At 58.9% G+C, this 21208-nt stretch carries 23 protein-coding genes; 6 read left to right on the top strand and 17 right to left on the bottom strand.

Annotated features, from left to right (window positions below; all coding sequences use genetic code 11):
• Window positions 1-316: 316 nt before the first annotated feature.
• Entirely contained in the window at window positions 317-850 is a 534-nt protein-coding gene (locus tag ABY948_RS04685) for a class IV adenylate cyclase (RefSeq protein ID WP_461481352.1), read from the bottom strand.
• A 99-nt stretch (window positions 851-949) separates the two neighbouring features.
• Here ABY948_RS04685 and ppk1 point away from each other — a divergent pair, with 99 nt between their 5' ends.
• The gene (gene ppk1 / locus ABY948_RS04680) at window positions 950-2995 is read left to right on the top strand and encodes a polyphosphate kinase 1 (RefSeq protein ID WP_461481351.1); all 2046 of its coding nucleotides are present in this window, start codon (window positions 950-952) and stop codon (window positions 2993-2995) included.
• Window positions 2996-3003: 8 nt separating this feature from the next.
• On the opposite strand, the gene ABY948_RS04675 is transcribed toward ppk1, so the two are convergent.
• The 10 genes from ABY948_RS04675 to ffh form a co-directional block, all read right to left on the bottom strand.
• The gene (locus ABY948_RS04675) at window positions 3004-3348 is read right to left on the bottom strand and encodes a HopJ type III effector protein (RefSeq protein ID WP_461481350.1); all 345 of its coding nucleotides are present in this window, start codon (window positions 3346-3348) and stop codon (window positions 3004-3006) included.
• Between the two features lie 9 nt (window positions 3349-3357).
• Window positions 3358-4758: a threonine synthase gene (thrC, locus tag ABY948_RS04670; protein WP_461481349.1), complete on the bottom strand. Its 1401-nt coding sequence runs from the start codon at window positions 4756-4758 to the stop codon at window positions 3358-3360.
• Between the two features lie 34 nt (window positions 4759-4792).
• Window positions 4793-6097, bottom strand: coding sequence for a homoserine dehydrogenase (locus ABY948_RS04665; RefSeq protein ID WP_461481348.1), 1305 nt, complete (start codon window positions 6095-6097; stop codon window positions 4793-4795).
• A 219-nt stretch (window positions 6098-6316) separates the two neighbouring features.
• A complete protein-coding gene (locus ABY948_RS04660) occupies window positions 6317-7060 on the bottom strand; it encodes a DsbC family protein (RefSeq protein ID WP_461481347.1) in 744 nt (247 codons plus the stop codon).
• Window positions 7061-7155: 95 nt separating this feature from the next.
• A complete protein-coding gene (xerD, locus tag ABY948_RS04655; protein WP_461481346.1) occupies window positions 7156-8058 on the bottom strand; it encodes a site-specific tyrosine recombinase XerD in 903 nt (300 codons plus the stop codon).
• Window positions 8059-8176: 118 nt separating this feature from the next.
• Window positions 8177-8533 carry a 50S ribosomal protein L19 gene (gene rplS, locus ABY948_RS04650; protein WP_461481345.1) on the bottom strand — a complete coding sequence of 119 codons (357 nt, stop codon included), beginning with the start codon at window positions 8531-8533 and terminating at the stop codon, window positions 8177-8179.
• A 74-nt stretch (window positions 8534-8607) separates the two neighbouring features.
• Window positions 8608-9366 (bottom strand): tRNA (guanosine(37)-N1)-methyltransferase TrmD, encoded by a 759-nt coding sequence (gene trmD, locus ABY948_RS04645; protein WP_461481344.1) that lies wholly within the window; start codon window positions 9364-9366, stop codon window positions 8608-8610.
• Window positions 9367-9390: 24 nt separating this feature from the next.
• Window positions 9391-9912: a ribosome maturation factor RimM gene (rimM, locus tag ABY948_RS04640; RefSeq protein ID WP_461481343.1), complete on the bottom strand. Its 522-nt coding sequence runs from the start codon at window positions 9910-9912 to the stop codon at window positions 9391-9393.
• A 31-nt stretch (window positions 9913-9943) separates the two neighbouring features.
• Window positions 9944-10192, bottom strand: coding sequence for a 30S ribosomal protein S16 (gene rpsP, locus ABY948_RS04635; RefSeq protein ID WP_461481342.1), 249 nt, complete (start codon window positions 10190-10192; stop codon window positions 9944-9946).
• A gap of 202 nt (window positions 10193-10394) precedes the next feature.
• Entirely contained in the window at window positions 10395-11813 is a 1419-nt protein-coding gene (ffh, locus tag ABY948_RS04630; protein WP_461481353.1) for a signal recognition particle protein, read from the bottom strand.
• 125 nt (window positions 11814-11938) lie between these two features.
• Here ffh and ABY948_RS04625 point away from each other — a divergent pair, with 125 nt between their 5' ends.
• Window positions 11939-12742 (top strand): cytochrome C assembly family protein, encoded by an 804-nt coding sequence (locus ABY948_RS04625; RefSeq protein ID WP_461481341.1) that lies wholly within the window; start codon window positions 11939-11941, stop codon window positions 12740-12742.
• 138 nt (window positions 12743-12880) lie between these two features.
• Window positions 12881-14188, top strand: a complete 1308-nt coding sequence (locus ABY948_RS04620; RefSeq protein WP_461481340.1) for an HlyC/CorC family transporter — start codon at window positions 12881-12883, stop codon at window positions 14186-14188.
• A 40-nt stretch (window positions 14189-14228) separates the two neighbouring features.
• On the opposite strand, the gene ABY948_RS04615 is transcribed toward ABY948_RS04620, so the two are convergent.
• Window positions 14229-14420 (bottom strand): DUF1289 domain-containing protein, encoded by a 192-nt coding sequence (locus ABY948_RS04615; protein ID WP_461481339.1) that lies wholly within the window; start codon window positions 14418-14420, stop codon window positions 14229-14231.
• Between the two features lie 59 nt (window positions 14421-14479).
• Entirely contained in the window at window positions 14480-15091 is a 612-nt protein-coding gene (locus tag ABY948_RS04610; protein WP_461481338.1) for an NUDIX hydrolase, read from the bottom strand.
• A gap of 67 nt (window positions 15092-15158) precedes the next feature.
• Between ABY948_RS04610 and ABY948_RS04605 the strand changes: the two genes are divergently transcribed.
• Window positions 15159-15698, top strand: a complete 540-nt coding sequence (locus ABY948_RS04605) for an NUDIX hydrolase (protein WP_461481337.1) — start codon at window positions 15159-15161, stop codon at window positions 15696-15698.
• A gap of 20 nt (window positions 15699-15718) precedes the next feature.
• On the opposite strand, the gene ABY948_RS04600 is transcribed toward ABY948_RS04605, so the two are convergent.
• Window positions 15719-16036: an NGG1p interacting factor NIF3 gene (locus ABY948_RS04600; protein ID WP_461481336.1), complete on the bottom strand. Its 318-nt coding sequence runs from the start codon at window positions 16034-16036 to the stop codon at window positions 15719-15721.
• 251 nt (window positions 16037-16287) lie between these two features.
• On the opposite strand from ABY948_RS04600, the gene ABY948_RS04595 reads away from it, so the two are divergent.
• Both ABY948_RS04595 and feoB read left to right on the top strand, forming a co-directional pair.
• A complete protein-coding gene (locus ABY948_RS04595) occupies window positions 16288-16515 on the top strand; it encodes a FeoA family protein (RefSeq protein WP_461481335.1) in 228 nt (75 codons plus the stop codon).
• Window positions 16512-18845 (top strand): Fe(2+) transporter permease subunit FeoB, encoded by a 2334-nt coding sequence (gene feoB / locus ABY948_RS04590; RefSeq protein ID WP_461481334.1) that lies wholly within the window; start codon window positions 16512-16514, stop codon window positions 18843-18845. Before ABY948_RS04595 ends, feoB begins: the two co-directional genes overlap by 4 nt.
• A 51-nt stretch (window positions 18846-18896) precedes the next feature.
• Here the strand turns inward: feoB and ABY948_RS04585 are convergent, their stop codons facing one another.
• From ABY948_RS04585 to ABY948_RS04575, 3 genes are all read right to left on the bottom strand, one after another.
• Complete coding sequence (locus ABY948_RS04585) at window positions 18897-19316, bottom strand: CBS domain-containing protein (protein ID WP_461481333.1); 420 nt, start codon at window positions 19314-19316, stop codon at window positions 18897-18899.
• A 151-nt stretch (window positions 19317-19467) separates the two neighbouring features.
• Complete coding sequence (locus tag ABY948_RS04580; RefSeq protein ID WP_461481332.1) at window positions 19468-20760, bottom strand: adenylosuccinate synthase; 1293 nt, start codon at window positions 20758-20760, stop codon at window positions 19468-19470.
• 29 nt (window positions 20761-20789) lie between these two features.
• A partial coding sequence (locus tag ABY948_RS04575) for an ATP phosphoribosyltransferase regulatory subunit (RefSeq protein ID WP_461481331.1) occupies window positions 20790-21208 on the bottom strand: 419 nt, incomplete at its 5' end.

The following is a 21208-nucleotide window of genomic DNA, read 5'->3' as shown; positions in this document are numbered from 1 at the left end:
TTCCCCTCAGACCTGCCGAGCGAGAGAACAACACAGGGAGAATTGCACAGGACGTGCAATTCAGGCTTGCCGGGGCATGGACGCCCCGTCAAGCCGGCCCGTCGTGGTGTGCTCGCAGCGAGGGAAGCCCGCAGGGCCAGGTCTGCGGAGCGTGCTTTTTTGGTGACTTTTTTTGCACGAGCAAAAAAGTCACATAAAACAATTACCCGGAGATAATGGAGCTATCTGCGTCCCTTTCTATGGGCACACAAAGAAAAGTGACCATAAAACTCACCGATAAAAAGTTCTGAAAGAAAATTTTATCACCGAGAAAATATTATTTTTTCTGGTAATGGACCATCAGGTCGTGGGTATTCCAGGGCAGCGCCCGGCCGCGCTCAATCCCCAATTCATCCACCAGCTCCAGCAGCGCCGCTTCGCTGTGGGCCTCGATTTCCAGAAATTCCGGAATATGCGCCAGCTCGTCGAAATACCTGTCGAACACCAGGTGCTGGCCATGGAGGGAAAACTGCGCGCGCATTTTGCGCAATGCCAGCATCTCCCGGCAACCCAGTGCTGCCAGAATTGTGCGCATCACCTCGAAGTCCGCGACGGCGGTTTCGTGCTCCTCCATGATCTTGGCGACACCGGTGCTGAGGGTTTGCTTGAAGGTGAGTTTGACCCCATCCTGTTCCTTGCGCAGGCGCAGCAGATTGCCCGCCGCGCGAATGGAACCGTCTGCATCGTCGTAGAGGATGGCGGAAAATTCCGCTTCAAATTCCTTTTCGCCGCCCAGCGCCAGAATTTTTTGTTCCAGAAAAGGCCGATCCACCTCCAGCACCTTGACTTCAATTTCAGTGATGTTTGCCATGATCTCCGCCCTATCCTATTGTCATATTAGTGTCACACAAGCGTGTCAAAAAACGCGTATTGTTGTCCGCGATAACTCACCGCAGCGCTTTGATAGTTTATGAAAAAATACCCCTATTTCCCAAAGGAATTGAGCTGGCTGGCATTCAATGAGCGGGTGATACAGGAGGCGCAGGACGCGGACAACCCGGTGATTGACCGGGTACACTTCCTCGGCATTTTCTCCAATAACCAGGATGAATTCTTCAAGGTGCGGGTGGCGGATGTGCGCCGCAAGGTGTTGATTGAGCAGGTCGCCGGCACGGCCAAGGAGAGCAAACAGTTGCTCCGCGACATCAACAAGGGCATCGCCCGTCTATCCGAGCAGTTTGATGTCGCCTTTCAGTCCATTCTCAAGGAGTTAAAAAAACGCCGCATTCACTTCCTGATTCCGGCTGATCTGTCGACGAAACAGGGGGAGTGGGTCAGGCGGCATTTTCGCGAACAGGTGCTGCCGCGCATCGTGCCGATTCTGGTCACCCCGCAAATCGACCTTTCACGGGTATTGCAGGACGGGGCCAATTACCTGGTGGTGGAAATCCGCAAGGGCGAACAGGTCAACTTTGCCCTGCTGGAAGTTCCCGACACCAGCAGCCGCTTCCTGCGCCTGCCCAACGACGAGAAAAACCGTCACCGCTATTTCATGATCATCGACGAGGCGATTCGCTACTGCCTGGACCTGGTGCTGGCGGACTTCTTTGATTACGACCAACTGGATGCCTGGTCGATGAAGTTTTCCCGGGATGCGGAATATGTCCTGGATGACGATATTGATCGCAGCCTGGTGGAAAAAATGTCCATCGGGCTGAAACAGCGCCTGCAGGCCAACCCGGTGAGGCTGACCTTTGACCGGGAGATGCCCGCCGAGATGCTGGACATGCTGAAAAGCAAGTTCGGCTTTACCAAAGGCGACAGCATTATTCCCGGCGGCCGCTACCGCAATTTCAGGGACTTTATCGGCTTTGCCAACCCGGGGGAGAAGTATCTGGCCAACCAGCCCTTGCCGCCGCTGTCGATACGCAAGTTCGACCGCGCCAGCAATGCCTTCCGGGCCCTCGACCAGGGGGACATCCTGCTCTATTACCCCTATCACAAGTTCAATTATTTCGTGGAATTGCTGCGCCAGGCCGCCTTCGACCCCAAGGTCACCTCCATCAAGATCAATATCTACCGGGTGGCCAAGGACTCGCGGGTATTGGAATCGCTGATGGATGCCGCCCGCAACGGCAAGCAGGTGACGGTCAACGTGGAACTGAAAGCCCGCTTTGACGAAAAGCAGAACCTCGATTTATCCGAGAAATTATCCGAGGCGGGCATCAAGGTGATGCTGGGTATTCCCGGCTTAAAGGTGCATTCGAAACTGTGCCTGATCAACCGCATTTCTGCCGATGGGGAAAAGCTGTACGCCCATATCGGCACCGGCAATTTCAACGAAAAAACCGCTGAAATCTATACCGACTTTTCGCTGTTCACCTCCCACCCGGAAATCTGCAACGAAGTGCGCAACGTGTTCAATTTTATTGAAAATAGCTTCAAGCATTACGATTTCAAATACCTGCAGGTCTCGCCGCTCAATAATCGCGCGAAGATCCGGTCATTGATCAACCGGGAGATCACCGCCGCCAGGGCGGGCAAGCCGGCGGCGATGACGCTGAAACTGAACAACCTGGTGGATGAAAGCATTGTCAAACTGCTTTACCAGGCGAGCCAGGCGGGGGTGAAAATCCGCATGATCGTGCGCGGCATGTGCTCGCTGCAACCGGGGCTTGAAGGTCTGTCGGAAAACATCTCCATTATCAGCATTGTCGACCGTTTCCTGGAACACCCCCGCTGCCTGGTGTTTCACAACGGCGGCAACCCGGAGGTGTATATCTCGTCGGCGGACTGGATGACCCGCAACCTGGATTATCGGCTGGAGGTGGGGGTGCCCATTCTGGACCCCAAATTGAAGAAACAGGTGATCGATATTCTGGAAATCCAGTTTACCGACCGCTGCAAGGCCAGGGTGATCGACGCCGAGCAGAGCAATGTTTACGTGAAGCGCGGCAACAAGAAAAAGATCCGCTCACAGATCGCCATCTACCACTACCTGAAAAAATTCGAGTAACAGCAGGCTTATTTTAACGCCAGCGCCTCGCCGGCAAAGGCGACACCCGGCCAGCCGTGGGCGATGAAATTGCGGATGTTCTGGTGGTCGTCACCGGCGGGATTTTCCAGCACATCCACCCGGTAATAATCGCCAAAGCAGTGCAGGGTCTGCTGCTCGCTCAACCCGTTGAGGCGGGCAAACGCAAGGATCTTGCAGGAACCGTTATTCTGGCCGACCCCGTTTTCCGTGCCGCCATTGCTGAACGCCGTTTCCTCGAAGCGGTAGTTTGCGTCGATCACCGCAATGCAGTCCGTGAAGGAAACGGATTCGGGCGCTGTTTTCAGCTTTGCCAGCAAATGCTCGACGGACATGGCGCTCCCCTACTGGCGAATATTGTCTTTCATAAACTGCTGCACCGCGCCGATATCCTTCGGCTGCACGGCGTAGCGCTCTTCCCGCTGGAACAGGTCGGCCATGTGGTGGGGCAGCGGCGGGTCCTGCGGGTAACCGGCCTTGCGCACCGCTTCAGGGAATTTGGCCGGGTGGGCGGTGGCCAGACAAACCATGGGAATATCCCGGCGGCGGCGGGTCTGGCGGGCCGCTGCCACACCGATGGCGGTGTGGGGGTCGAGCAGGTATTCGGTGTGCTCCCAGACCTCGGCGATGACGCGGATCATGGCCTCGTCGTCCAGCCGGTAGCTGGTGAACAGTTCCCGGGCGCGAGTCAGGGCGCTGTCGCTGAGGCTCAGGTTGCCACTGTCCTTGAAGTCTGCCATCAGTTTGGCGATAGCGACGCCGTCGCGGTCGTAGAGGTCGAACAGCATGCGCTCAAAGTTGCTGGAGACCATGATATCCATGGACGGCGACAGGCTGTGCACCAGCTGGTGCAGGCTGTGGTCGTTGGCGCTGATGCAGCGGTGCAGGATGTCATTGGCGTTGGTGCCGATCACCAGTTGGTCCACCGGCAGGCCCATGCGGCTGGCCAGGTAACCGGCGAAGATATCGCCGAAGTTGCCGGTGGGCACAGAGAACGCCACCGGGCGGTGGGGCGCGCCCAGGGCCAGGCCGGCGTAGAAGTAGTAGACGATCTGGGCCATGATGCGCGCCCAGTTGATGGAGTTGACCGCCACCAGCTGGCGGCCTTCCGGCAGGAATGACTGGTCGCCGAAGCTGGCCTTGACCATGTTCTGGCAGTCGTCGAAGTTGCCCTCCAGGGCGATGTTGAAGACGTTGTTCTCCAGCACCGTGGTCATCTGGCGGCGCTGTACCTCGGACACCCGGTTGTGGGGGTGGAGGATAAAGATGTCGACATTGTCGCTGTGGCGGCAGCCCTCGATGGCCGCGGAACCGGTGTCGCCGGATGTGGCGCCCATGATCACCACCCGCTGGTCGCGCTGCTTCAGCACGTAGTCCAGCAGGTTGCCGAGGAATTGCAGGGCGAAGTCCTTGAACGCCAGGGTCGGGCCCTGGAACAGTTCGAGAATGAATTCGTTGTGGGCGGTCTGCACCAGCGGCGCAATGGCGTCGTGGCGGAAGGTGCTGTAGGTCCTGGCAATCAGATCGCGCAGGTCGTCGTCGGGAATCTCGCCGTCCACAAACGGCGCCATCACCTTGAACGCCAACTCCTGGTAGGACAACCCGGCCCAGGAGGCAATTTCCTCGGCGGAGAACTGCGGCAGGGTTTCCGGCACATAGAGACCGCCGTCGCTGGCGAGCCCCGCCAGTACGGCATCTTCAAAACTCAGTGCGGGCGCCTGCCCGCGGGTGCTGATGTATTTCACGTTCGCTACCTGTTTATTCTGTCAGCCCAATGGCTTATCCCAACGACTCAACCCGGATGCGCACCACGTCGCCCTTGGTGGTGGACAGGGACTGGATCTTGTCCACCGCTTCATCGAGCTTCTGCTCGATGGCGCGGTCGGTCATGATGATCAGCGGCACATATTCCTCGCCCTCTTCCCCTTCGTGCTGGATCACCGCCTCGATGCCGATATTCGCTTCACTGAGGATCAGGGTGATTTTCGACAGCACGCCGGGCACGTCCCGGGCGGTGATGCGCAGGTAATAGGCGGTCTCCACCTTGTCGATCGGCAGTACTTCGAAGTCGTTCAGGTGCTCCGGCTGGAAGCCCAGGTGCGGCACCCGGTGTCCGGGATCGGCGGTGAGGGTGCGGGCCAGATCGACAATGTCGGCGATCACCGCGGAGGCGGTGGGCTCGGCACCGGCACCGGGGCCGTAGTAGAGGGTCGGGCCGGCAGCATCGCCCTTCACCAGCACCGCGTTCATCACCCCGTCGACATTGGCGATCAGCCGCTTGCGGGGAATCAGGGTGGGGTGCACCCGCAGTTCGATGCCGCCGTTGTTGCGGCGGGCGATGCCCAGGTGCTTGATCTGGTAGCCGAGCTGCTGGGCGTAGGCCACGTCCTGGGACTCCAGCTTGCTGATACCCTCGGTAAAGACCTTGTCGAACTGCAGCGGAATACCAAAGGCCAGCGAGGCCAGGATCACCAGTTTGTGGGCGGCGTCGATGCCCTCCACATCGAAGGTGGGATCGGCTTCGGCGTAGCCCTTCTGCTGGGCTTCCAGCAGCACGTCCTCAAAGGCGCGGCCCTTGTCGCGCATCTCGGTGAGGATAAAGTTGCCGGTGCCGTTGATGATGCCGGCCAGCCACTGGATGCGGTTGGCGGAAAGGCCTTCGCGGATCGCCTTGATAATGGGGATACCGCCGGCCACCGAGGCTTCAAAGGCCACCGTGACGCCCCTGGCCTTGGCGGCAGCAAAAATCTCGTTGCCGTGCTCGGCGATCAGCGCCTTGTTGGCGGTGACCACGTGCTTGCCGTTTTCAATCGCCTTCAGCACCAGATCCCGGGCCACGGTGGTGCCGCCGATCAGCTCCACCAGGAGGTCGATGTCCGGGTTCGCCGCGACTTCAAAAATATCGCGGGTGACGGGAATATCGCCGAGGTCGCAGGCCGGGTTCGCACGGCGCGCGCCCACCTGGGCAATTTCAATGGCACAACCTGCCCGCGCATTGATCACTTGAGCATTGCGCTGCAGGACATTCACGGTGCCACTGCCCACCGTTCCCAGGCCACAGAGGCCGATTTTTACAACGTTCAACGTATTCGCCTTGGTTAAACCGGTTTATTGAATGATACCTATGACAGCCGAATCATTATTGTGCTGTTTGCCGCTCTCCGGGCAGCAAAACACCGGCAATCCCTGCGGGCACAACGGGGAAATCTGGTTGACATAACAAAGGGATGGCAACCTTAAAGGGCAGCAACTCCGGTGTCAATCTGGAGGGGGGACGGCGGGGCAGAAACAGCTGAAATGGGGTTAGTTCAACCCCATCATTTTCAGCAGCTCCGCTGCCGGGCGATAACCCGGCAGCAGGGTGCCGTCTTCCAGCACCAGCGCCGGGGTGCCGTTGACGCCCACTTTGTGTCCCAGTTCGAACTGGGCGGCGACCGGATTGCCGTCGCAGACATTCTCCGGCACAGCTTTGTTGTTTTTCAGTGCCGTCAGCGCCGCCTGGCGATCATCCGCACACCAGGCGGAGGCGATTTTTTTATAGGAGGGCGAACCAACTCCGGCGCGGGGAAAGGCCAGATAGCGAACTTCGACACCGGCCAGGGTCAATTCGGGCACCGTTTCCTTGTGCAGCTTGCGGCAGTAGCCGCAGTCCACATCGGTAAACACGTAGAGGGCGGCGCGGCGCTGGTCCACCGCCGGGAAGATAATCATGTCTTTCTCCGACACCTGATCCATCAGTTCTTTGCGAATTTTGGCGGCGGCCAGATCCTGAACCGGCACGAACATGCCGGGGCGGGCCTGGTACATTTCACCGGCGAGGATGTACTCGCCATCGGCGCTGGCATAAAGAAACTGGGTGCCATTGATACGCACCAGGTAGAGGCCTTTGATCGGCGAGGTTTCGACATTGCCGAACTGCATTTCCGGGCGGGCGGCTTTCAGCTTGGCGATAATGGCGGCACTGATCTCAGCGGGGACTTCTGCGGCGTTCACGGCAGGCACCAGCAGCAGCACCAATAGCCAACCGATCATTTTTTTCAACATCATGGCATTTCTCGTTTCGGGGTATCAGACCGCAAAAGGACATCTTCTCGCCGCCACCCCACAGGGGGTTTGAGTCTAGGGGACAACAGGGGTTCCACTCAACCTCTGGGATGATGTTGTGCATGCAGGGATTTGATGCGGGTGCTGGCGATATGGGTGTAAATCTGGGTGGTGGAGAGGTCGCTGTGCCCCAGTAGCAATTGCAACACCCGCAGATCGGCGCCGTGATTGAGCAGATGGGTGGCAAATGCATGGCGCAGGGTGTGGGGGGAAAGCGGCTTTTCGATACCCGCCCCTTTGGCATAGCGTTTGATGCTGTGCCAGAAGGTCTGCCGGGTCATCTGCCGGGCCCGGTTGCTGGGAAACATCACGTCGCTCTGTACCGCGCCGAGCAACAGCGGGCGCGCCTCGCGGATATAGCGCGCCAGCCAACTGAGCGCCTCTTCACCCATGGGCACCAGTCGCTCCTTGCCACCCTTGCCAAATACCCGCACCACCCCCTGGCGCAGATTGGCCTGATGCAGGGTCAGTCCCACCAGTTCAGATACCCGCAAGCCGGTGGCGTAGAGCACTTCCAGCATGGTGCGGTCGCGCAAGCCCAGCACTGCAGCGGTGTCCGACTGGGCCAACAGCGCCTCCACGTCCGCCTCGGTCAAACTTTTCGGCAACGGCCGCCCCAGCTTGGGGTTTTCCACCAGTGCCGTGGGATCGCCCTGGATGCGGTTTTCCCGCAGCAGGTAGCGGTAGAAGCCCCGCAGGCAGGAGAGTTGACGGGCGGCGGAACGGGCCGAGATACCCTGCTGGAAACGGTGGGCCAGATAACGCTGGATATCGCTGCCGCTCGCCCTGCTGAGTGAGCTGCCGGATTGCCCCAGCCAGGCGGCAAATGCCGTCAGATCCCGGCGGTAGGCGTCGAGGGTGTTCTGGCCGAGTCCTTTCTCCATCCACAGGACATCCAGAAAGGTGTCGACAAGCTGTTGATCTGCCGGATTGCTAGCCATGGCTTACTCTAACGGGCTGCAGTTGAGCGGGCAATTGGGCGCCCGCCACAGGCCATAAAAAAGGCATAAAAAAAGGCACCAACCTGTGGCGCCTTTTTTTGCTTCCGCGAAAGAAAACTCAGTTGAGTTTTTCCTTGATACGGGCTGCCTTGCCGGACAGTTCGCGCAAGTAGTACAGCTTGGCCTGGCGAACGTCGCCGCGACGCTTCAGCTGGACGCTGTCAACCAGCGGGCTGTAGGTCTGGAAGGTGCGCTCTACGCCGACGCCGTTGGAGATCTTGCGCACGGTGAACGCGGAGTTCAGGCCGCGGTTGCGCTTGCCGATCACCACGCCTTCAAATGCCTGCAAACGCTCGCGGTTACCTTCCTTTACCTTTACCTGAACGACAACGGTGTCGCCCGGGGCAAACGCCGGAATTTCTTTGGTCATTTGTTCCGCTTCAATCGCGGCAACAATCGGGTTTTTGTTACTCATGGTTTGCTCCTCAGCTTTTGTCAGTTGGTGGCATGCCACCTTTTTGAGTAGCGCCGCACAGAGAGGAAAACGAATCAGTCGCTTTCATCTGCCGGCTCTTTGACGATCCTGTCCAGTATTTGCCGCTGCTCGTCACTGAGCACCAGCTTGTCCAACAGGTCCGGACGTCGCTGCCGGGTCCTTTGCAATGACTGCATCAGCCGCCATTGCCGTATTTTTTCGTGGTTGCCCGACAGTAAGACCTCGGGCACCCTTAACTCGTCGTACTGCTCCGGCCGGGTGTAGTGCGGGCAATCCAGCAGCCCGTCGGCAAAGGAATCCTGGTCGGCGGAATCCTCGTGGCCCAATGCACCGGGCAGTTGCCGGATCAATGCATCCAGCATCACCATGGCGGGCAACTCTCCACCGCTGAGGACATAGTCTCCAATCGACCACTCCTCGTCGACTTCCAGCTCAATCAGCCGTTCATCGATGCCTTCGTAGCGCCCCGCCAACAGAATCAGGTCACCACCTGCTGCCAGGCTGTTGACCGCTGGCTGGTTCAACACCCGCCCCTGTGGGGACAGATAGATCACTTTGGCCGGGCCATCAATCCACTGCCGGGCCCGCGCAATGGCCTGTCGCAACGGCTCAACCATCATCACCATACCGGGGCCGCCACCGTAGGGCCGGCTGTCCACCGTCTGGTGGCGGTCGCTGGTAAAGGTTCTGGGATTAAAGAAATCCAGCTCCAGCAACCCCTGCTTGATCGCGCGACCACTGATACCGTACTCAGTCAACGCGGCAAACATTTCCGGAAACAGGGTGACCAGGGCTATTTTTTTCGCCGCCATTCACACTGCTCCGCTGTCAATCACTCAGAAGTCCGGGTCCCAGTCGACCTCAATCTGCCGGGTATCGAGATCGACGCCCAAAACAAACTGTTCCGCGTAGGGGATCAGCCGCTCCTGTTGATCCAGGCTGTCGGCATCGCCTTGCACCACCAGCACATCGTTGGCACCGGTTTCCATCAAGGCGACTACCCTGCCGAGCCTGATACCCTCGGTGTTGACCACCGACAGCCCCTGCAACTGGTACCAGTAATATTCACCGGTCTCCAGGGCGGGCAAAATGGCCTTCTCGACGGCGATATCCCGCTGGCAGTACTGCCGTGCCTCGTCGCGGTCATCGACACCCACCAGGTGAATCATCAAGCCCTTGGCGGAGGTGCGATGCTGATCAAACTCAATCAGTTGCCAGCCATCGGCGCTCTTTAACCACCAGGGTCGGTAGCTGACAAGGTTGTCTTCCAGCTCGGTAAAGGCATGCACCTTTACCCAACCCTTGATGCCGTGAACGCTGGTAATACGCCCGACAATGACGGGATCAACGGGATCCATCGCGTTCAGGCCGTCCGTTCTGCGGTATCGATCAGGCTTGCTTGGCGGCTTCTTTCACCAGCTGGCTGACGCGCGCGGACAATCCAGCGCCCAGGCCAACCCAGTGTTGTACGCGCTCAGCGTCGACGCGCAGACGCTCTTCCTGGCCGCGAGCAACCGGGTTGAAAAAGCCAATGCGCTCGATGTAGTGGCCTTCACGGGCAGTACGGCTGTCAGTGACATTGATGTGATAGAACGGACGTTTTTTGGAGCCGCCACGAGCCAAACGAATGGTTACCATGAAAATTCTCTTCTGTATTGAGTTTCAAATTACCGGTTGCCAAGCCCGACGTTGGGCTATGGCCAATACCCGACAAACGCCGAGCATCATTGAAAGGCGCGGGATTATAGCGAAAACATGCCGCGGTGTATACCTGAAAAGCCCCTTTCACCTACACGGCAAAGTACTGCGAGATTAAGGGGTTAGCTGCACAGCGGCCGTATTAGAACGGAAATTTTTTGCCCCCCGGCATCATTCCGCCCGGCGGCATACCACCGCCGGGGAAACCACCTGGACCGGTGGGCATATTGCCAGCCATGCCGCGCATCATCTGCTGCATGCCCTTGCCCTTCATTTTCTTCATCATCTTGCCCATCTGCTTGTGTTGCTTGAGCAGGCGATTGAGATCCTGAAGACTGGTGCCGGAGCCCTGGGTGATGCGCCGCTTGCGCGAACCGTTGAGGATGTCCGGATTGCGGCGCTCGGCGGGGGTCATTGAGTTGATGATGGCCTCCATTTTGCCGAACTGCTTGCCCATATTGGCCTGCTCCACCATCTGGGACATATTCCCCATACCCGGCAATTTGTCCAGCAGGCTGGAGAAGCCACCGAGGTTTTCCATCTGCTGCAACTGGTCGCGCAGGTCATTCAGGTCAAAACCCTTGCCCTTGGCAACTTTCTTGGCCAGTCTTTCGGCCTTTTCCCGGTCGACTTTCTGTTCCACTTCCTCAATCAGGGAGAGCACGTCGCCCATACCGAGAATGCGCGACGCGATGCGCTCCGGGTGGAACGGCTCCAGGGCGTCGGTCTTCTCGCCCACACCGAGGAACTTGATGGGCTTGCCGGTTATCTGGCGCACCGACATCGCCGCACCGCCGCGGGCGTCGCCGTCCACCTTGGTGAGGATGATACCGGTCAGCGGCAGCGCCTCATTAAAGGCCTGGGCCGTGGTCACCGCGTCCTGACCGATCATGGCGTCGATCACGAACAGGGTTTCCACCGGGTTGACGGCCTTGTGCAACTGCTGGATTTCCGCCATCAGGGCGTCGTCGATGTGCAGACGGCCGGCGGTGTCCACCAGCAACACGTCGACAAACTTGGTTTTGGCGGCCTGCACCGCATTGCGCACGATGTCCACCGGCTTCTGGTCGGCGGAACTGGGGAAGTATTCGGCCTCCACCTCAGCGGCCAGGGTTTCCAGCTGTTTGATGGCGGCGGGACGGTAGACGTCGGCGCTGACCACCATGACTTTCTTCTTCTGCCGCTCTTTCAGGTACTTCGCCAGTTTGGCCACGGAGGTGGTTTTACCCGCCCCCTGTAAACCGGCCATCAGCACCACGGCGGGGGGTTGGGCAGCGAGGTTGAGTTCCTCGTTGCTGTCGCCCATGACATGCTCCAGCTCAGTCTGGACAATTTTCAGGAACTGCTGGCCGGGATTGAGACTGGAACTGACTTCCTGCCCCAGTGCCCGCTGCTTGACGCCGTCCACAAAGGTTTTCACCACCGGCAGGGCCACATCGGCCTCCAGCAGCGCCATGCGCACTTCGCGCAGGGTTTCCTGGATGTTGTCTTCGGTCAGACTGGCCTTGCCGGAAATTTTCTTCAGGCTGGCAGACAAACGGTCACTGAGATTTTCAAACATCGCCATGGCAATTCTTTCGACAGCTTCTCTAACTAGGGGGGCAGAGTATACCCGAAAGGTGGCCGGGTTGGGGATGGACTCTTTTCGCTACCCACTATCTGTGACACACTTTCGGGCCACCGAGGATGACAACCACCTTTATGTTTATCGCCACCGCCGCCATCGCTGTCTATCTCTGCGCGACCCTGTTCCAGGTGTTGCAGCTTCGCCAGCACCCGAACCTGCGCCTCATGCCGCTGCGACTGGTCTCCGCCCTGGCAATCGGGCTGCACGGCTACGTCAGTATGGTTTGGGTTTTCACCGACCACGGTCTGGATTTTGGCCTGTTCCCGATGAGTACCGCGATCAGCTTCACCATCAACCTGATCGTGTTGATCAGCAGCTTCCGCAAACCGGTGCACAACCTGTTTTTGCTGCTGTTCCCGCTGGCCGCCATCATTCTCGCCACCACTGTGCTGGTGGGCAGCACCGGCGTTCCCTGGCAAGCGGTGTCAGCGCCTATTGGCATCCACATCTTTATTTCCATCCTCGCCTACAGCCTGATGAGTATCGCTGCGGTGCAGGCAGCCCTGCTGGCCCTGCAAAACTGGCGCCTGCGCCACAAACGACTGGGCAACTGGCTGCAGGTCGCCCCCCCGCTGCAAACCATGGAAGCGCTGCTGTTTGAGGTACTCTGGGCCGGGTTTACCCTGCTGACCCTGTCGCTGGTCACCGGCTTCCTGTTCTTTGAGGATTTCTTCGCCCAGCACCTGGTGCACAAAACGGTCTTCTCCCTGTGCTCCTGGCTGTTTTACGCCATCCTGTTGTGGGGCCGCCACGTCCGGGGCTGGCGCGGCAACACGGCGATTCGCTGGACCCTGATTGGCTTCAGCGCCATGGTGCTGGCCTACTGGGGCAGCAAGTTCGTGATTGAAGTGGTGCTGTCCTGACCGGGATCCCCGACACAACCCTGAAAACCCCGCTGGGCACTACATTCAGAGGTCGGCGCCCCGTCACAGAATGGTTGCCAATTACGGCAAACTTCTTCACCATTGGACGCCCTGCTCAAGCACGAGGTCTTTCCTCCCTTGGATGACGCCCCACTCTGGCTGCTATTTAGTATTCTCGGCGGCCTGTTGCTACTCTCCGCGTTCTTTTCCGGCTCGGAAACGGCCATGATGTCGCTCAACCGCTACCGGTTGAAGCACCTGCGCAAACGGTACAGCGGCGCCCGCAAGGCCTATCGCCTGCTGAAACGCCCCGACCGCCTGATCGGCATCATCCTGATCGGCAACAACATGGTGAATATCCTGGCCTCGGCCATTGCCACGGTGGTCGCCCTGCGCCTCTACGGCGACAAAGGCATCGCCATTGCGACGGTACTGCTCACCCTGGCCGTGCTGATTTTCTCTGAAGTCACCCCCAAGACACTGGCCGCACTGCACCCGGAAGGCATTGCCTTTAAGAGCAGCCATATCCTGAGACCGCTGCTGATCCTGTTTTACCCCATGGTCTGGCTGGTCAATCACCTGTCGAATGGTCTGCTGCGCCTGTTCGGCGTCAACCCGGACAAGGTGATGGACGTCAGTCTCAGCAAGGAGGAAATCCGCACGGTGGTGGATATTTCCAGTCGCAACATTCCCGAACACCAGGACATGCTGATCAATATCCTCGACCTGGAAACCGTGACCGTCAACGACATCATGGTGCCGCGCAACGATATTGTCGGCCTCAACCTGGAAGATGACATGGAGGACCTGCTGGCCACCGCCATCGGCAGCAGTTATACCCGCCTGCCCGTCTACTGCGGCGATATCAGCCGTGTGGAGGGGTTCATTCACATGAAAACCGTCGCCCGGCTGCTGCGCAACGGCAGCGACGGCCTGACCAAGGAAGCCATCAAGCGCTTCACCCGCGAGCCCTATTTTGTGCCGGAAAACACCCCGCTCAACAAGCAATTGCTGAATTTCCAGCAGGCGCGCCGCCGCATCGGCCTGGTGGTGGATGAGTATGGCGAGATCGAAGGGCTGGTCACCATGGAGGACATCCTGGAGGAAATCGTCGGCGATTTCACCACCAACCGGGCGGAAGACGAACAGGCGGACATCGTCGCCCTCGACAAAACCATGTATGACATCGACGGCTCGGCAACCATCCGCGATATCAACAAGGCCAACCTGTGGGATCTGCCCACCGACGGCCCCAAAACCATCAACGGCTTGGTTCTGGAGCACCTGGAAAGCATCCCGGATGGCAATGTCAGTTTTTCCATTGGTCGCTATCGTTTTGAAACCCTGGAACTCAGCGACAAGATGGTGGCCAAAGTGCGCGTCAAGCGGATGCTCACCGGCGGCAACGGGACAACCGCCGATGAGGACGATGAAGAGGAAGATTGATTAGCCGGGCCGGGGTGTGCCATCGGCACACCGCACCCGCTCAGGCAAAGGGATTGTTTTTGCGACCCCGCTCCGCCGCTTTCACGATGACATCCAGGCGCTCGTCGTCATCCATCAGCAACCAGTCGCGGATTTCCTTGGCAGTGCGGTGACAACCGATGCACACGTCATCCTTGTCGAGTGCACAGATGGATACGCAGGGAGAGGTAATAGTACCCGGAGTAAAAGCCATGTTCAGTGTCGCCTCGGCGGTTTGCGGGGTGCGAATTATCGGCGCTATCGCCTGGCGCTTCAAGCCGGGGGCCTGAGATTGACCCTGTCGGGATAGCGAAGGCGTATACCCGCGTTGAGGGTCTGGTTCAGGAAATCCACCAGCACCACCAGGGTAAATCCCCAGATCCGGTAGCCCCCGTAGATATAGCAGGGCATATCCAGGCTGTAATCCTCACCCGAGAAGTGCTCCACCCTGAGATTGGCCGGATCGAGGAAGTAGCTCACCGGCACCTCGAACACCGCATCCAGCTCCTCCGGATTGGGTACCAGCGGCAGTTGAGGCTCAATCAGGCCCACATAGGGCTTGACCCGCAACAGGTGGCGGGTGCGATTGACGGGCATGCCGGCAATCACCCTTACTTGCTCCGGGTGCAGGGCGATTTCCTCGCAGGTTTCCCGCAGCGCGGTCGCCAACAAATCCTCATCGCCGGGTTCCCACTTGCCGCCGGGAAAGGCCACCTCACCGCTGTGGGAATTGAGGTGTTCGGCCCGCTTGGTAAGAATGATCTTGGGGTCACCGGCCTCCCTGGTGACCGGAATAAGGATGGCTGCATCCACACCCTCTTTGCCGAGAGGCGGAATGCGATCCACCGGAATGGATTTGAGACTGTCGGTAATCTGCTTCAACATGACGCGGTTATCTTCCCTTTCGTTATACTCTGGCCACAGCAGGCTTTTGTTATTGTGTTGATATGCCATGAATTTTTGTAGCCAATGCGGCAAACCTACCCACTACCGGGTCCCCGACGGGGATAACCGGGAGCGCCATGTCTGCGACCATTGCGACACCATACACTACCAGAACCCCCGCATTATCGCCGGCTGTATCCCCACCTCCGGCGACCGGGTACTGCTGTGCAAACGCGCCATTGAACCGCGTCGCGGCTACTGGACGCTGCCCGCCGGCTTTCTGGAGAATGGCGAAACCATCCTGCAGGGCGCACTGCGGGAATGCCACGAAGAGGCGGGAGCACAGCTGAACACCCCATCCCTGTGTGGCATTTACGATATCCCCCATATCAGCCAGGTTTATGTGTTCTACCAGGGGCCACTGAGCAACGACGACTTCCGTGCCGGGGACGAATCCCTTGAGGTAGAGCTGTTCCAGGAGCGGGAAGTTCCCTGGGAGGCGCTGGCCTTTCCGGTGATCACCCTGGCCCTGGAACATTATTTTGCCGATCGACAAGCGACATCATCTGGTGTTCGCAGTGCGACCGTCAGCCGCCGACTGCGCTGAACAGCTACCACCAGACCCAGCTACAGCGGGATATCCGCCAACGGCCAGACATCGTAGGCCGGCTCCTCGTAGGGGTGGGCAGCCAGCAGCGCGCTGACCGCCCCGGCAATCAGCTCGTCCGCACACACCAACTCCACCCGGAATTCTTCCACCCCCGTTATTTCACCCCGCTTGCCGAGAAACGGGCTGCTGCCTTCCAGGGGCCGGAACTGCCCGCTACCCAGCACCTGCCAACAGCAATGCTCGTAGTGGCCAATGCGTCCCGCCCCCGCAGCAAACACGGCGCCTTTCACTGCTTCCAGGTGGTCTACAGGCACATAAAACACCAGCTTATACATTCCATCCCCCCACTTTGATCCTACCTAACAGTTTAGCTGACCCACCCCCGGCATCCGCCATTCCGCAGTCAACTATCACTGCCTGCCGCCCTGCAATTGAGACAAATCATGGCAGTGGCAACCATTTTGTATGATAAATGCCTACAAATTGAAAGGTCTTTGCTATTGCCTCTTTTCTTTCTATAATCGATAATCATTATCATTTGAAGAACAACCAGCGATAACGACAGCACCCGCGGGAAACCAACTGTATGCAATTTGACCAGCTTCAGACAGGAGACTCTGCCCGAGTACAGGGCTTTAGCGAGGTTCCGGAAGCCTACCGCAACCGGCTGATGAGTCTCGGCCTGACCCCCGGCACGACCTTCAAGGTTCAGCACCGCGCCCCGCTGGGCGATCCGATCGCCATCGTGGTGAGAGGATTCCGGCTCAGTCTGCGCAGCCAGGAGGCCGCCGGCATGCAGGTCGAAAAGCTATGAGTCGGGAATTTACCATTGCCCTGGTGGGCAACCCCAACTGTGGAAAAACTACCCTGTTTAATGACCTCACCGGCACCCACCAAAAGGTCGGCAACTGGCCGGGGGTCACCGTGGAACAGAAAACCGGTCAGTTTCGCCACGCCGACACCCTGTTCAAGGTGGTCGACCTGCCCGGCACCTATTCCCTGCACATTTCCTGTCAGGAAGATTCCATCGATCAACAGATCGCCCAGCGCTTTGTGCTGGAAAAGTCCGCCGACCTGATTATCAATATTATTGACGCCTCCAGCCTGGAGCGCGGCCTCTATCTCACCACCCAGCTGATGGACGCCGGCGCACCGCTGGTGATCGCCCTGAACATGATGGATGTGGCGGACCAGAACGGCATTCACATCGATCCCTACGAGTTGTCGCGCAAACTGGGCTTCCCCGTGGTCGCACTGGTGGCCAGCCGGGGCGAAGGGGTCGGCACACTGATTGATGTGGTCGATCACCAGCTGCACAAGGCACCGAAAACCACCCGACCGATCACCATCTCCGAGCCCCTGGAACAGGCGAGCCTGCGCATTCTGGCTCTGATGTCGCAACAGCAGCCCAATCCCTCCCGGCTGGAAGCCACCGCGATACTTGAACGCGACGCGTCGGTATTGCAGCTGTTTGGTGAACAACTGCAGCAGCAGATGCTGAGGGAAGTGGACCAACTCGAAGCCGATCTGCACAGCAGTGCTTCCGACGCCCTGATCACCGAACGCTACCAGTGGATCAACCGCTCCATTGCCAGCGCCATTCACTACGAAACCATCCAGCGCAAGTCCATTTCCGATTACCTGGATGCCGTGTTGCTGAACCGCTTTTTGGCCTTCCCCGCCTTCCTCGGGGTGATGTACCTGATGTTCATGGTGACCATCAACTTCGGCGGCGCCTTCATCGACTTTTTTGATCTGACCGCCGGCGCCCTGTTTGTCGAACTACCCCGGCAACTGCTCACCGCGATTCACTGCCCGCAGTGGCTGACGACCCTGATTGCCGATGGTGCCGGCGGCGGGATTCAGCTGGTCGCCAGCTTTGTGCCGGTGATTGGCACCCTGTTCCTGTTCCAGACCTTTCTTGAAGACTCCGGATACATGGCCCGCGCGGCCTTTATCCTCGACCGGCTGATGCGCAGCATCGGCCTGCCGGGCAAATCCTTTGTTCCCCTGGTGGTGGGTTTTGGCTGCAACGTGCCGTCGGTGATGGCCAGCCGCGCCCTCGACACCCACCAGGACCGCTTGCTCACCACCCTGATGGCGCCATTCATGTCCTGTGGTGCCAGGCTTACCGTCTACACCCTGTTTGCCGCCGCCTTCTTTACCCACAACGGTCAAAACGTGGTGTTTGGCCTCTATGTGATTGGCATTGTCCTGGCGGTGCTCACCGGCATGCTGGTACGGCGCAAAATGCTCAGCCGGGATATCGCCCCGTTCATCATGGAATTGCCCAATTACCATATCCCCACCCTGCGCGGACTGCTGATTCACAGCTGGCACCGTTTGCGCGGCTTCATGCTGCGGGCCGGCAAGGCCATCGTCGCGGTGGTGATTATTCTCAATTTCGTCAATTCCATCGGCACCGACGGCAGTTACAACAACCAGAACACCGAGCGCTCGCTGCTGTCGGCTATCGGCAAGTCCATCACCCCGATCTTTGCGCCCATGGGTGTCAAAGAGGAAAACTGGCCCGCCACGGTCGGTATTTTCAGCGGTATTTTTGCCAAGGAAGTGGTGGTGGGGACCCTCGACGCACTCTATTCGGACATGGCACGCGCGGAAAATGGTCCGCAGGATAAGGCCGCACCCGCCATCACGGCACTGCTGGGCGAGGCGCTTGCCTCGATCCCGGCCAATCTGGCGGAAGTCAATAACATGTGGGGGGACCCACTGGGGCTGAGCGTAGGGGATCTGGAAGACCAGCAGGCTTCCGCCCAGGCGCAAGAGGTACAGCTGACCACTATCAGCCTGATGCAGCAACTGTTTGCAACACCCCTCGCCGCATTCAGCTACATACTCTTCGTACTGCTGTATATGCCCTGTGTCGCCACACTGGGGGCCATCTACAAGGAGGCCGGCGGTGCCTGGGCGTTTTTCTCCGCCACCTGGAACACCCTGCTGGCCTATTCGGCGGCGGTGACCACCTTCCAGCTGGGCAGCTTCAGCGCCCACCCGCAACAGTCACTGATGTGGACGGCTGGCATGCTGGCCATCATGGCCACGGGGTATCTGCTGCTGATGCAGTACGGCAAACGACAGGTGCGCCGCCAGAACCTGATTCCAGTGGTGAACCTGCACGGATAGGGGACCCTACTAAACAGGCCGTTGAGCAACGGCCTTTAGCGAAGGATGATTTCAGGCAGTGCGCTTGGAGGTAGGCGCGAATTTGTGTACGCCGTTCAGCAATTGACGGCAGGTAATCTGACCGATCAACTTGCCATTTTCAACCACCGGGCAGCGGCGAAAACCGCGTTTGAGCATTTCCTGGGCCACGTCGACGATATCGGCCTTGGAGGTCACACAGTAGACATCCCGGGTCATCACATCCCGCACCGGACCCACGCTGGTTTCCTGGTTATAGCGCGCCGTCAGAATGGCCTTCAGGCAATCGATTTCGGACAGTACACCCACCAGGTTGCTATCGTCATCTACTACGCAGGCCCCGGACACCTTGTTGGTGACGATGCGGTCGATGGCCACAAACAGATCATCATCCTGATTGACCTTGACCGGGTTGCGCAGCATGTAATCTTTCAATTCCACGGAATTCAGCATAAACAGAGTCCTTTAACAAACTACTGTTTTCAGCTTAATCGAGAATCCCTGAAGCGGAAACTGTTTGCCGCGACTAAATCACCTGTACTTGATAGGGCTCAATGGCCGCCGGGGCGATCTGCCCCGCCAGCGCTAATTTGGCCCCTGCTACTCAGGCAAACGGATGGCGCAGCACGATGGTCTCTACCCGATCGGGACCCGTGGAGATGATATCCACCGGGGTGCCGAGAATCTCCTCAATCCTGGCGATATAGGCGCGGGCGTTGGCCGGCAGGTCTTCGAGGGCTTTGGCACCGATGGTGGAGTCCTGCCAACCCGGCATCTCCTCGTAGACCGGCACCAGTTTTTCATAGTCATCCGCATGGCAGGGGGTGGCCACCTCATTGCCCTCGGCATCGCGGTACCCCACGCAGAGCTTGATGGTCTCGAGGCCGTCGAGCACATCCAGCTTGGTGAGACAGAGGCCGGACACCGAGTTGATGCGAATCGCCTGTTTCAGGGCCATCGCATCAAACCAGCCACAGCGCCGCTCGCGGCCAGTGGTGGCACCGAACTCGTGACCCTTTTCCCCCAGGTACTTGCCCACGGTATCAAACAGTTCGGTGGGGAAAGGCCCTGAACCGACGCGGGTGGTGTAGGCCTTGGTAATCCCCAGCACGTAGTCCAGGTAGAGGGGACCGAAACCACTGCCCGTGGCGGTACCGCCGGCGGTGGTGTTGGAGGAGGTGACAAAGGGATAGGTGCCGTGATCGATATCCAGCAGCGATCCCTGGGCACCTTCGAACATGATGTTCTGGCCCTGCTCGCGGGCGGTATGCAACAGGCCGATGACGTCCCCCACCATGGGCGCGAGTTCAACCGCCCACTGCTCGGTCAGGGCCAGGGTGTCCTCGTAACTGACCGCCTCTTCCCGGTAGTACTGGCTCAACATGAAGTTGTGGTAGTCCATCAACTCCTTCAATTTGGCGGCAAAGCGCTCGCGGTCGAACATGTCGCCGAGGCGCAATCCGCGGCGCGCGACCTTGTCTTCATAGGCCGGACCGATGCCGCGGCCAGTGGTGCCGATTTTGGCACTGCCGCGGGCGCGCTCGCGGGCCTGGTCGAGGGCAATGTGGATGGGCAGGATCAGCGGACAGGCCGGAGACAGGCGCAGGCGCTCGCGCACTGGCACACCCTTGTCTTCCAGCTCCGCAATCTCGTGCAGCAGGGCTTCGGGGGACAGTACCACGCCGTTGCCGATCAGGCAGGTGACATTCGCACGCAGCACCCCCGAGGGGATCAGGTGCAATACCGTCTTCTTGCCCTCGATAACGAGGGTGTGACCCGCATTGTGACCACCCTGAAAGCGCGCCACGACGGAAGCCTGATCAGTGAGCAGGTCAACGATCTTGCCCTTGCCTTCGTCACCCCACTGGGTGCCGAGCACCACGACATTCTTACCCATGTGTATTCTCTAGCCCTGAAAGAAAATGATTAAACAGGTTTGATTTGATAGGTGCCGTCAAGCAACAACAACTGACGGTCACAGTGTAATTCTTCATAGTCAGGTTGCTGGCCCGGGAAGCCACAAACCACTCGCTCACCGGCGGCTCGCAGCTCGGCGATCACCTGACGCTGAGCACTGTTCTCCACCACCGGAGCGAAAATACCCGCGGCGATCTGCTGACCATTGGAGAGCTGCGCCAGAGCCTGCAAGCTCATATTAAAACCGGTGGCGGGACGGGAGCGTCCGAACTCCTCACCCACGTGATCATAACGACCACCATTGCCAATGGCCTGCCCCACCCCCTGGGCATAGGCGGCAAAAACAATACCGGTGTGATAGTGATAACCGCGCAATTCACTCAGATCCAGGTACAAATCCGCTTCGGGATAGCTTTCCTGCAACGCTT

The sequence above is a fragment of the Porticoccus sp. genome (assembly GCF_041592135.1).
In the GTDB taxonomy this organism is placed as follows: domain Bacteria; phylum Pseudomonadota; class Gammaproteobacteria; order Pseudomonadales; family Porticoccaceae; genus Porticoccus.
This window is presented reverse-complemented; position numbering and strand designations above follow the sequence as displayed.